At 51.8% G+C, this 13,125-nt stretch carries 7 protein-coding genes; 3 read left to right on the top strand and 4 right to left on the bottom strand.

The annotated features are described in order from the left end of the window. Nucleotides 1-13 precede the first annotated feature (13 nt). Nucleotides 14-1,750 carry an AMP-binding protein gene (locus BUA40_RS01880; RefSeq protein WP_072797689.1) on the top strand — a complete coding sequence of 579 codons (1,737 nt, stop codon included), beginning with the start codon at nt 14-16 and terminating at the stop codon, nt 1,748-1,750. 61 nt (nt 1,751-1,811) lie between these two features. Here the strand turns inward: BUA40_RS01880 and BUA40_RS01875 are convergent, their stop codons facing one another. Further along, nucleotides 1,812-4,817, bottom strand: coding sequence for an InlB B-repeat-containing protein (locus BUA40_RS01875; RefSeq protein ID WP_072797687.1), 3,006 nt, complete (start codon nt 4,815-4,817; stop codon nt 1,812-1,814). Nucleotides 4,818-4,943: 126 nt separating this feature from the next. On the opposite strand from BUA40_RS01875, the gene fabF reads away from it, so the two are divergent. Next, entirely contained in the window at nt 4,944-6,194 is a 1,251-nt protein-coding gene (fabF, locus tag BUA40_RS01870; RefSeq protein WP_072797685.1) for a beta-ketoacyl-ACP synthase II, read from the top strand. Nucleotides 6,195-6,234: 40 nt separating this feature from the next. Here the strand turns inward: fabF and ruvX are convergent, their stop codons facing one another. Beyond that, nucleotides 6,235-6,648 (bottom strand): Holliday junction resolvase RuvX, encoded by a 414-nt coding sequence (ruvX, locus tag BUA40_RS01865; RefSeq protein WP_072797683.1) that lies wholly within the window; start codon nt 6,646-6,648, stop codon nt 6,235-6,237. A 179-nt stretch (nt 6,649-6,827) separates the two neighbouring features. Between ruvX and nifJ the strand changes: the two genes are divergently transcribed. Beyond that, nucleotides 6,828-10,397 (top strand): pyruvate:ferredoxin (flavodoxin) oxidoreductase, encoded by a 3,570-nt coding sequence (gene nifJ, locus BUA40_RS01860; protein ID WP_072797681.1) that lies wholly within the window; start codon nt 6,828-6,830, stop codon nt 10,395-10,397. A 375-nt stretch (nt 10,398-10,772) separates the two neighbouring features. Here nifJ and BUA40_RS01855 read toward each other — a convergent pair whose 3' ends face one another. Together BUA40_RS01855 and BUA40_RS14185 are read right to left on the bottom strand one after the other, a co-directional pair. Continuing rightward, complete coding sequence (locus BUA40_RS01855; protein WP_072797679.1) at nt 10,773-11,717, bottom strand: fibrobacter succinogenes major paralogous domain-containing protein; 945 nt, start codon at nt 11,715-11,717, stop codon at nt 10,773-10,775. Nucleotides 11,718-11,929: 212 nt separating this feature from the next. After that, nucleotides 11,930-13,102 carry an FISUMP domain-containing protein gene (locus BUA40_RS14185; protein ID WP_083585224.1) on the bottom strand — a complete coding sequence of 391 codons (1,173 nt, stop codon included), beginning with the start codon at nt 13,100-13,102 and terminating at the stop codon, nt 11,930-11,932. Between the last annotated feature and the right edge of the window lie 23 nt (nt 13,103-13,125).

The raw sequence follows: 13,125 nt of genomic DNA, 5'->3' as shown, positions 1-13,125 counted from the left end.
CGGAGAGACACAAATGATACTCAATAGATTCCTAGCACGAACCGAGTATTCCTCTTACGAGGACCTCTACGAAAACTTTAAGCTCAATATTCCCGAAGACTTTAACTTCGCCTACGACGTGGTCGACGAATACGCGAAGACCGAACCCAAGCGCGAAGCATTAGTCTGGTGCGACGACAACGACGAAAGCCATATTTTTACCTTCAAGGACCTTTCGATTGCCTCGCAGCGCACCGCGAACTTTTTGGTAGAAAAGGGAATCAAGAAAGGCGACCGCGTGATGCTGATTCTGCGCCGCCGCTACGAATTCTGGTTCTTCCTCTTGGCGCTCCACCGTATCGGAGCCATTGCCATTCCGGCAACCAACATGCTCGCCGCCGAAGACCTGGAATACCGCTTTAAGGCCGCCGACATCAAGATGGTCGTCTCTTACGACGATCCGGCGCTCCAAAAGGAAATCGACACCGCCTGCGAACACACGCACATTGTCGAAACCCTCGTGACCATCGGGCAGTCCCGTCAGAACTGGATCAACTTCTACGACGACTACGAAATCTGCCCGCCAAGTTTCCCGCGCCCCACAGGCGATGCCGCCACGCACAACGACGACATCATGATCGTCTACTTTACCAGCGGCACAAGCAGCAACCCGAAAATGGTCGCCCACACCTTCAGCTACCCGCTTGGCCACATCGTGACCGCCAAGTACTGGCAGAACGTGATTGACGGAGGCCGCCACCTGACCGTTGCCGAAACCGGCTGGGCCAAGGCGCTCTGGGGGAAAATTTATGGCCAGTGGATTGCAGGTTCTGCCGTATTCACCTACGACATGAACGTGTTCATTCCGGGCAAGCTGCTCGAAAAGATGCAGGAATACAAGGTGACCACCTTCTGTGCGCCACCGACCGTTTACCGCTACATCTTGCAGCATGGCGTCGAAAAGTACGACCTTTCCAGCCTCAAGTACTGCACCACCGCAGGCGAGGCGTTGAACCTCGACATTTACAAGAAGTTCTTCGAAAAGACGGGACTCCGTCTGCACGAAGGTTACGGCCAGACAGAACTGACGCTTACGACGGGCAACTTCGAATGGATGGAACCGCGCCCCGGTTCTATGGGCAAGCCCTCCCCCGGCTACCGCATGGATATCGTGGATGCCGACGGCAACAGCTGCGGCCCCGATGAAGTCGGCGAAATCATCATCAAGATTGACGAAGGCAAGCCCTTCGGCATGTTCGGCGGCTACTACCGCGATGAAGAACGCACCGAAAAAGTATTCGAGGGCGGCGTCTACCACACTGGCGACACCGCTACTCGCGACAAGGACGGATTCTTCTGGTTCGTGGGCCGTACTGACGACCTGATAAAGAGTTCCGGCTACCGCATCAGCCCCTTCGAAGTCGAAGAAGTGCTCCACAAGCACCCCGCCGTCTTGGAAGTTGCTGTGACTGGTGTCGAAGACAAGTCCCGCGGCCAGGCCGTGAAGGCAACCGTCGTACTCCAGAAGGGCTATGAAGCCTCGAAGGACTTGGCCAAGGAAATCCAGCTGTTCGCAAAGAACGTGGCCGCCTCTTACAAGAGTCCGCGTATCATCGACTTTGTGTCTGAATTGCCGAAGACCATCAGCGGAAAAATCCGCCGCGCCTCTATCCGCGACAAGGATAAGGAAGACGCTAACGCAGCTAACGCCGCAGCAAATGACGCAGCGAAGGAAGCCGAAAGCGCCTCCTCCGAAAATTCAGAGAAGTAAGATAAAGAATCTGCGAAAAAGCCCGCCTTTCGAGGCGGGCTTTTGCATTTTAAGCAAGTTGTTACTTAACCGAGATTCGTCGGATTTGCCTATCAACACGCACCAGGAAATTTCCCGAATGCGGCAATACAATCGAAAGATTACTGCCGTCTACACGGCCTGTGGCCAGCACCTGACCTTGTACATCTAGCACGGCATACGGACTACCGCTACGCGCACCCGTCACCAGCACCGTTCTACCAGAAACCATCACCTGGAAACGCGGAGCTTCCCAAGTATCAAGCACCACCTCGCTGCATTTCTTGCCATTACAGTAGATTTCCAACTGGCTCGAAGAGGATTTTACAGCGTTGCTGGAGCTAGACTTGACTTCGCTAGAGGAGGATTTTGCTTCTGTACTTGAGCTAGATTTTGCTTCACTCGAACTAGACTTCGCCTCGCTCGAAGAAGATTTTACAGCACTGCTTGAACTCGATGAAACCACACTTGAAGAAGATTCTTCAGAGGAGTAATTCTTGAGTTTTCCGCTGAAATTCGGCAACGGATCAACGCCCACATCTTGCCCCCATATAGAGCCATTCTCCCCATTATGTAAGGCGTATGCCACATCCCCATTTTCAAACTGAGTCATTTCGGTCGACTTTCCATAAGATGCTTTAACGCCGGAAACTTTCAAGTAATAGCAATTCGCCACATCAACAACCGACTTCACCTCTCCCACCAAGGCATCATTGTCCTGTTGCGTGCCGTAAGACACGACACGTCCCACATTGTAACAATTCGCAATATTCACCTTAGCGTCATACTTGATAGAACCGACTAAACCGCCGGCATTGTTATGTTTGCCTTCAATTGAACCGGTATTGTAGCAATTTTCAATAATCGTATTGCTGTAAGAATTAATGACACCTACTATTCCACCCGGATAGCTAACCGCATTGACCGTTGATGTATTATAACAATTCGAGATTTCAATATTCGAATACGCCGTCCGAGCATTTCCATTGACAACACCGACCAAAGCCCCCACCTTTTCAAAGTCACCCTTGACCTCAAAGTACGAAGCATCGATACCGATATTCTTGACAACAATAGAGTTTTTGTTCGAACCAACAATACCAAGCGACCCGAAAAAGCCGTAACCGCGATACCCATCATAGGATTCCCGCACCGAATCGCACTTTACATAAAGACCCGATACCGAATGTCCTCTTCCGTCAAACACGCCGTTGAACCCATTGATGGGAACCCAGTGTGCAAAGCCCGCAGAATCAGCGACATTGAGCGAGCCATCACTCTTCAGCACATTCTTGTTCACCACGATATCATTATCCAAGTAGGCGCAGGGAGACGTGTTCTTCGAAAAGCCGTCTGCACCGTTCACAATCGCTGCAAAGCCATACAGGTCAGATTCATCCTTAATGACATAGCATCCGTCGTCGTCTTTTGACGGTTCTTTTTTCTCGAGCCATTTTGCATACAGAACCACATCCCCTGATTCTTCGGAGCCAATTTCATACAGGCGATCCCCTTTAAAGTTCTTGTCTTTGTACCAACCTCTAAAAATGGCTCCGGTGCAAGTCACATTTTTAGGCAACACGACCCCTACACCCTCCACATAAGACAAGACTTCCTCGTCAAAGGTGACCGTTCCGCTACCGGTCACGTACGATATTTTATAAACCGGAGTGTATTTCGCCCAAAACTCCTGCTCCTCACTGATAATGGCCGAAATAAATTTCGTTGGATATCCTTTTAATTCGGCATTATCATACCAGCCAGAAAACTCATAGCCTTCACGGGAGACAGAGGGAAGGTCATATCTGTAACCGGGAACATATTTTTCCGGCAGGACCGAGGCATCCCCCTCGTAGGTATGCAAGGTCATTTTTTCAAAAACCAGGGGCAAATCCCCCGTTATGCTTCCAGAAAAATCGGGCGCAGGATCTTCTCCAATAACCTGTCCCCAAATGGAGGCGTCCAACCCTTCGTAATAGTAATTATGCAACAGGTAGGCAACCGTTCCATCGGTCATCATTTTTTCAGGAACCTCGATCCCGTGAATGTCACTAATTCCATCTTTCTGATAATAGACGTTGGCATAGGTGAAATTTTCAGCCTTGTCCTTGCCCGCATAAAGTCCTAAAATCGAGCCGACATTTTCGTATTCTTCTATTAACGGCGAAATGATTCCCGCATTATAAGCGTTCACCAGCAACACGGAACTTCCGCTCAAGGATCCCGCGATTCCCCCCATAACGTTGGAACCAACGACATACCCCTGGTTATAGACATTTTTCAGTTCAAATTCGCCGCCCGCCTGGCCAACGATTCCCCCTGCAATCGACTTGTCTTCAAGTTCATTGAAGGCTTCCACCACACCCACACTAAAGGCGTTGGTTATCGTTGCCGAAGTTCCAGACAAGAGCCCAACAATTCCACCCACAACATGCTTTGCTGCGACATATCCCGTATTGACGCTATTTCCAATTTGAACATTCCCAACTGCAAGAGCGGCGATTCCCCCCGCAACAGTCCCTTTTGCCTCGATTCGAGAATGATTGCGAACATTGTAAATAACTACCGGGGCGCTTTCAGAAGCACTCACATTACCGACAATGGCACCAACAGAATTGCCGCCTTTTAAGTAAGAATTAAAAACGCCCAAATTCTTGACAGAAACATCTCTGTCATTTGTTTCAGAAACAATGTTGCTGAAAAAACCGACATTGACTCTAGTGGAGTCATTGTAGTAAAGACCCGATATCGTAAATCCCTGTCCATTGAAGGTTCCTTGGAAATTCATGATAGGCGTCCACGGGACAAATTCCGAAGTATCCGCTACATTAAGATCACCTTCGGATGTCAAGACATCTTTATTCACTTCAATGTCATTATTGAGCCTTGCGCACACCGCCTGCTTCGGCGCCACATTTTCAGAACCATTTACGATAGCCGCAAAGCCGTAAAGTTCTTCCTTGCTCGTAATATGGTAGCACCCATTGAGCGTGACAGGTGTTTTGGGGGTAATCGTTCCTGCGGCTTCCACAAGTACAGCAAGCAGCATCAAAATACCAAATAACGTCTTTATTCTCGACATCTCTTAACCTCACATAAATCTTACTTGTAAGTATAGATAAAAAACGGGAAATCATCTTTGGAGTGGCAACGAATATTTTCTATATTCACCGTCATGACTAAAAGACGCGTAGTAATTACTGGTATGGGAGCCGTGACTCCCGTTGGCAAGAACATTAACGATTTTTGGGCGGCTATTCGCGCAGGCAAATGCGGTGTCGGCCCCATCACCCTTTTTGACGCAAGCAATTGCCCGGTAAAGATTGCTGCCGAAGTCAAGGATTTTAAGCCCGAAGAACACGATATTGACCCGAAGGAAGCCCGCCGCATGGCACGCTTCACGCAGTTTCTGCTCGCCGCCTCCAAGGAAGCAGTTGCAGACGCTAGCCTTACGCCTGAAGACCTCGCCCAGGATACCACGGGTATCGTGGCAGGTACCGGTCTCGGCGGCCTCGACATCGTCGATTCAACCTATACGCAGTACATGAACGGCGGCAAGCGCAAGGTTTCGCCGCTCGCCATGCCCCAGCTGATCCCGAACGAAGCAGGCGCAAACGTCTCTATCGCGCTCGGCATCACGGGTCAGGCCCACACGGTCTGCACCGCCTGCGCCTCGGGCACCGACGCCATCGGTGTCGCCCTCGACGCCATCCGCTCGGGTCGCCTGGACATCTGCCTTGCCGGCGGTTCCGAAAGCGGCATTACTGATTACAGCATCAAGAGCTTCGCCGGCATGCACGCCCTGACCGACAAATTCAACGACTGCCCTGAAAAGGCTTCTCGCCCGTTCGACCTGAACCGCTCCGGATTCGTGATGGGTGAAGGCGGTGCCGTGCTGATTCTCGAAGAATTGGAACACGCCAAGGCCCGCGGCGCTAAGATTTACGCCGAACTCGCTGGCTACGGTGCTTCTGCAGACGCCTACCACATCACGAGCCCGCGCCCGGGTGGAGAAACCTGCGCGAAGGCTCTCACCCGCGCCATCAAGGACGCAGGCATAGCCCCGACGGACATTGACTACTACAACGCTCACGGTACCTCGACGCACCTGAACGATGCGACCGAAACCGCAATGCTCAAGGTCGCCCTCGGCGAACATGCCTACAAGATCAAGGTGTCTAGCACCAAGAGCATGACGGGTCACTGCGTGGGTGCCGCCGGCGTGTGCGAAGCTATCGTCTCGACTCTTGCGATTCGCGACTCGTTCTACCCCGCCACAATCAACTACGAGACTCCGGATCCGGAATGCGACCTGGATTACGTCCCGAACAAGGGTGTCGAAGGGAACATCGACGTCGCCGCCTCCGCCTCTCTCGGCTTCGGCGGTCACAACGGAGTCGTGATTATTAAGAAATATAGAGAGTAGGAAGTAGGAAGTAGGAAGTAGACAGTAGGCAGTAGGCAGTTTATGCCTGCTCGTCTAACCACCTCTGCAATATAATGGCGGCAGCGAGTTGATCGATGACCGCCTTATTTTTTTGCTTTTTCTTCTTGCTAAAGTAAGAGGTGCGTTCCTGCGCCTGCACGCTGGAATACGATTCGTCCTGCGTGTACACGGGCATGCCCGGAAAACGCGTTTTCAAGTCTTCGATGAACTTTTCCACCACCACGTTCTTGCCGTCTTTACGGCCATCGGGGTGATACGGCATTCCCACCACAAAAGCGTCGACCTTGTTGATTTTCACCAACTCGTCTAGGCGAACAAACAGGTTTGTCGTCTTCTGGTCAATCGTTTCTCGCGAAAAAGCCATGCGGAACTCGGAATCGGCAAATGCGACACCGACGCGGTGTTCACCATAATCAAGGGCTAAGTAGTTCATCGGCCTTAATATAGAATTTAAAACACCCCCTAGATTTACGCAATTTTTCAAAAATTCCTTGTTCAATTCCCCTTAATCTTTATATTTTTCATCTTGGATTTTTCGCTTTTGGCTCCAAATGGGCCGAAAGTGCACTTAAATCAGATTTTTTCGAAAAAACCTAAAAATTGGAGACACACATGGCAAAAAAGATGATTGCGTGTGATGGTAACGAAGCCACCGCTAGCGTAGCGTTTGCTGTTAGCGAAGTTGCGGCTATCTACCCGATTACACCGTCTAGTCCTATGGCTGAGCACGCCGACAACTGGAGTGCTGCAGGCAAGAAGAATATTTGGGGACAGGTTCCCCGCGTGTTTGAAATGCAGTCCGAAGGTGGCGCTGCCGGTACCGTTCACGGTGCTTTGCAGGCCGGTGCTTTGACCACGACCTTCACCGCATCCCAGGGTCTTCTCTTGATGATCCCGAACATGTACAAGATTGCGGGCGAACTGACCCCCACGGTCTTCCATGTGACTGCCCGTGCCCTTGCCATGCAGGGCCTTTCTATTTTCGGTGACCACTCCGACGTGATGGCTTGCCGCCAGACCGGCTTTGCCATGCTCGCCTCCTCTTGCGTGCAGGAATGCCAGGACCTCGCTCTCGTGGCCCACGCTTCCACTCTCGAAAGCCGCGTTCCGTTTATGCACTTCTTCGACGGTTTCCGTACCTCTCACGAAGTGATGAAGATCGAAGCTCTCGAAGACGGCGTTATCCGTAACGTCATCGACGAAAAGTACGTGAAGGCTTGCCGTGAACGCTGCCTCACTCCGGACCGCCCGACCATGCGCGGTACCGCCCAGAACCCGGACGTCTACTTCCAGGGCCGCGAAACGGTGAACCCGTTCTACGCCAAGGTTCCAGAAATTGTCCAGAAGTACATGGACAAGGTCGCAAGCTACACTGGCCGCCAGTACCACATCGTGGACTACGTCGGTGCACCCGACGCCGACCGCGTGATCATTTCCATGGGTTCTTCGACTTGCACCATCGGTGACACCGTCAAGTACCTCAATTCCAAGGGCGAAAAGGTCGGTCTCGTGAACATCCGCCTGTACCGTCCGTTCCCGATGGAAGCCGTGGTTGCAGCCCTCCCGAAGACCGTCAAGAAGATTGCCGTCCTCGACCGCTGCAAGGAACCGGGTTCCGCTGGCGAACCGCTCTTCCAGGACGCCCTGACCGCAATCAGCGAAGCCGTGATGGCTGGCAAGATGGCAATGCCGAAGATGATCGGCGGCCGCTACGGTCTCTCTTCCAAGGAATTCACCCCGGCCATGGTCAAGGCCATTTACGACGAGCTCGCCAAGGCCGACCCGAAGGCACGTTTCACCGTCGGTATCAACGACGACGTGTGCCACACGAGCCTCACCATCGACCCGAACTTCAAGCTGGAAAGCGACTTCTTCCAGGCCATGTTCTTCGGTCTGGGTTCCGACGGTACCGTGGGTGCCAACAAGAACTCCATCAAGATTATCGGTAACGAAACCGACAACTACGCACAGGGCTACTTCGTTTACGACTCCAAGAAGTCCGGCTCCATGACCACCTCTCACCTCCGCTTCGGTAAGAGCATCATCGACGCCCCGTACCTGATTGGCGAAAACGAAGCCGACTTCGTGGCATGCCACCACACTCCGCACCTGGAATCCGTGAACATGCTGAAGTACGCGAAGGATGGCGCAACCTTCCTCGTGAATACTCCGCACTCCGCCGACACCGTGTGGGATACCTTCCCGCGTCCGGTGCAGGAAGAAATCATCAAGAAGCACCTCAAGGTGTATGTAATCGACGCCTACGCCGTTGCCGCAAAGACCGGCATGGGCCGCCGCATCAACACCGTGATGCAGACCTGCTTCTTCTCTAAGCTCGGTAACGTGCTCGATGCCGAAACCGCCATCAAGTACATCAAGAAGTACGCCGAAAAGACCTACGCCAAGAAGGGTATGGAAGTGGTCCAGAAGAACTGGGACGCTATCGACGCCTCTCTTGCTAACCTGTTCGAAGTCAAGGTTCCTGCTACTGTCACCAGCACCAAGGAATTCCGCGCTCCGATCCACGGCAACGCTCCGAAGTTCGTGAACGAAGTCACCGCAGAAATCATCAAGGGCAACGGCGAACTCCTCCCCGTCTCCAAGATGCCTTGCGACGGCGTGTTCCCGACCGCTACCACCAAGTACGAAAAGCGCGACCTCGCCCTCAACATCCCGTCCTGGAATCCGGACGCTTGCGTGCAGTGCGGCAAGTGCGCCATGGTCTGCCCGCATGCAGCCATCCGCGTGAAGGTTGTGGACGAAGCTGCCGTGAAGAACGCTCCGGAAGGCTTCAAGTACACCCCGGCCAAGGGCTTCAAGCTCGAAGGTTCCGAAAAGCCGGTGTTCGCCATTTCCGTGTCCAGCTACGACTGTACGGGTTGCGGCGTTTGTACGCAGGCCTGTATCGGTAAGGACAAGGCCGACGAAACCAAGAAGGCCATCAACATGGTGCCGCAGGAACCCATCAAGGTCCAGGAAGGCAAGTGCTGGGACTTCTTCGTCGATCTCCCGGAATTCGACCGCACCAAGGTCAACAAGAACCTCGTCAAGCAGGCCATGCTCCTCGAACCGCTGTTCGAATTCTCCGGCTCCTGCGCAGGCTGCGGCGAAACCGCTTACGTGCGTCTCGTCAGCCAGCTGTTCGGTGACCGCATGGTTGTCGCCAACGCTACGGGTTGCTCCTCCATTTACGGCGGTAACCTGCCGACCACTCCGTGGGCAAAGAACAAGGAAGGCCGCGGTCCGGCATGGGCCAACAGCCTCTTCGAAGACAACGCCGAATTCGGTCTCGGTATGCGCCTCGCTATCACGAAGCATGCCAAGCAGGCTCTCAGCCTTCTCGAAGCCGTGAACGTTCCTGCCGAACTCAAGGAAAAGCTCACGACCCAGGATCAGTCCGACGAAGCCGGCATCAAGGCCCAGCGTGAAAACGTCGCCGCCCTTAAGGCTGCTCTCGCCGGTGCAACCGACGAAGCTTCTGTAAGCCTCCGCGACGAATTCGCCGACTACCTCGTGAAGAAGTCCGTGTGGATCTTCGGTGGTGACGGTTGGGCATACGACATCGGTTACGGTGGTCTCGACCACGTGATGGCAACTGGTGAAAACGTGAACATCTGCGTCCTCGATACCGAAGTGTACTCCAACACCGGTGGACAGGCTTCCAAGGCCACGAACCGTGGCGCCGTCGCCCTCTTCGCTGCCGCCGGTAAGCGCGCCGGCAAGAAGGACCTCGGCCTTATCGCCATGAGCTACAAGAACGTTTACGTGGGCCGTATCGCCCTCGGTGCAAACGACGCTCAGGCCCTGAAGGTTCTCCAGGAAGCAGAAGCACACAATGGTCCGTCCCTAATCATCTGCTACTGCCCCTGCATCAACCATGGTTTCGATCTCAACAGCCAGCTTCAGCACCAGAAGATGGCCGTGGATTCCGGTTACTGGACTCTGCTCCGCTACAACCCGGCTCTCGCCGCCGAAGGAAAGGCCCCGCTTATCCTCGACTCCAAGAAGCCGACGATCCCGGTTGCAGAATACATCTACACCGAAAACCGCTACAAGCAGCTCACCCGTAACAATCCGGAAGTGGCCAAGAAGCTCGCCGACGACCTCCAGAAGGAAGTGGACGCCCGCTACGCATTCTATGATGCCATGTCTAAGGATACCGAAGGGTTGATCAGCCTGTAAGCCGCAAGGATGTCATCCCCGCGAAGGCGGGGATCTCCTTTTAAAACTTAAAGACGAGTGATGAACAATCACCCGTCTTTTTTTGTGATGCCAACCGATTACAAGCAGTCTTTTCTCTAAATCCGAAATGACCTGGGCGTTCCCCGGCCAGGTCCCTGAGCCTGCCGAAGGGGGGCCGGGGCGGGTGCTGCTCGCCTCTCGTCACCCCGGACCTGATCCGGGGTCGGCTCATCGAGCCTTGCCGCTCTGTCACCCTGGAGCGAAGCGATAGGGTCCACGGCAAGTCTCGCCACCACGTGGCGGTGCGACGCCCCCTAACGCGATTTCAGTGTGGAGTGTGTAGTGTGTGGTGTGGGATGATTGTTTATCGGCGGGTTAGTCAGAGTCCTTAACGCAACGGATGGAGTACCCGCCATCCTTGCCGAATCGCTTTTCGTACCTTGATCTGTCATAATCGATCAGGTATATACCAAATGCACTGTTACCGTAGTAAGCGCCGCCGGCATCAGTAGAACTCCAAAAATATGCATAGTGACCAACCTGGTCAAATCTCTGAGAGAATGTACGGATGCCAGAAGGAATAGCGGTAAATCCGAATGAGTCATCGCCGTTTCCATTACCATTCCAACCACTCTGGGCCTTGAGTTTGGCGGCAGCAGTGGACCAACCGTGAACAGTCGTAAACAAAGTGTCCCACTCGCTCCTGCTTGGCAAATGCCAACCTTTAGGACAAATACCTTGGATAGGTTCAATGTTAGTGCACTCTTTGTAAAAACCACAAACACATGGTTTTTCTATATCATTAGCGAGTTTCACCGAATCAATAGCCGCAGCCCAGGTGTAAAGACGACCAGCCACATCGCAATTTTTCGGCTCATTGTTGTAGCACCAAGACCAATCATATTTATTTTCATCCGAACCACCCTGACCAGGGTCAAAGTTCAAGTTTTCCGCCATCCATACTTGGTCACCAATTTTCACCGTCCTATAGACTTGACCATCGCGACTGTCGCTCAAGAAACCATAGTCAATATTGGGATTGAAGCGGCATTCTTTCGGCACATCCCAACTCCAACCAGTTTCTTCCAAAAGAGCTGAACAATTTACCTTGTCCTTGTCGGCGTTCTTGGAGTCACTGGACCCATTCGACTCCGCTGACGCTCCGCTCAGGGTGACACTCGAATCAGAAGACTCTACCGATGAACTGGAAGTACCGGTTTCGTCGGAACTAGCCGACGAAGAATCGTCACAGGCGGAAAGGGCAAAGAATGCCGCGAGCACCGCCACCCACAAGAAACCAAGACCCTTGACACACTTCATACCTTTATCTCCTGTAAAAATTTTCACCACCCACAAACCAAGCAATGTGAAATATGGAATATGGAATTTATACCGCAAAATCCATCATGAACCGGGGTTCTAAAGATTCGATCTTGTAGTTAAATTCACCGATTCTCTTTTTATAGTTGTTTTTAGACATATTTCAAGCCCTTTGACATGTTGTGATTAAAGAGTTCTCTTACTTTTATTTTTCATTTGTTTTTTGCGCAACGAACGGAAAAGCCATATGTCTTATATTGATCGGAACGAGAATTGCCCGTAGACGATTTTCCCTGTGACCCGGCAACAGCCCCCTCTTGTGCATAATTCTTTGATTCTTCAGGATAAAACCAATATGTGTAATCATTAAGATCCGAAAACTCATATGCCCAATTATATCCAGCGGCAATTAAACTATACCCTGTATAGTTAAGGCCGCCAAAACCCATTGATCTAACACCTTTCACACCCGCATCATTTCCATCTGCGTGAACTACAATATAAAAGTCATTATATGTCATAAGATGCCAGTCCTTTGGGCAAATTCCCTGATGATTCGGCTTAATGGAGTCGGCACAGCTCTTACTATTGCATTCGAACGGAAGGTTCATCATCTCCGCCCACTGGTAAAGCCCACCATACTCCACACAGTTCGTCGTATCATTGTTATAACAGTAACGTTCTATTTTATCGTTATCCGATTGGTTTTCTGAACCGTCAACCATTTCACCTATATTCAGATTTTCCGCAAATACCGTTACAGAAGCCTTTTTTCCACTTGTATCTTTACCATTTATTGTCAAATAGAAATACTCTCGTCCATTGCGAGTATCCTTAAATTTTTTATACGCTCCCGCCTGTAAACTATCTGCTCCCAAAGGACGATAACAATAATCATACCCAGGCGTGCATAATCTGGAAGAGTCAACTTCAAAAACGGAACTACTGGATTTAGGCAAGACAGAACTTGAACTAGACTGTTTCTCGGAGGAACTACTGCTTTGCTTTTCGCTTGATGACGAGTTCTCCGACGAACTGGACTTATCCTTACTACTGCTAGAAGATTCACCCGACTTCACGGAACTTGAACTCTTGGAGTCGGACGAATTCTTTGTTTCTTTCGCGGAACTGCTAGATACTTCGACAGGCTCAGATCCCTTGACACTACTGGAAGACTTGTCTTTTTCCATATTTTCGTCACTAGACCCATTCGACTCCGCTGACGCTCCGCTCAGGGTGACACTCGAAGAAGACGACTCTACCGATGAACAGGAAGTACCGGTTTCGTCGGAACTAGCCGACGAAGAGTCATCGCAGGCGGAAAGGGCGAAGAATGCCGCGAGCACCGCCACCCACAAGAAACCAAGACACTTGACACACTTCATACCATTATCTCCTGTAAAAATTT

It is taken from the genome of Fibrobacter sp. UWT2, from assembly GCF_900142545.1.
GTDB lineage: Bacteria > Fibrobacterota > Fibrobacteria > Fibrobacterales > Fibrobacteraceae > Fibrobacter.
The sequence above is the reverse complement of the archived record's forward strand: the minus strand, read 5'-3'. Positions and strand labels throughout refer to the sequence as shown.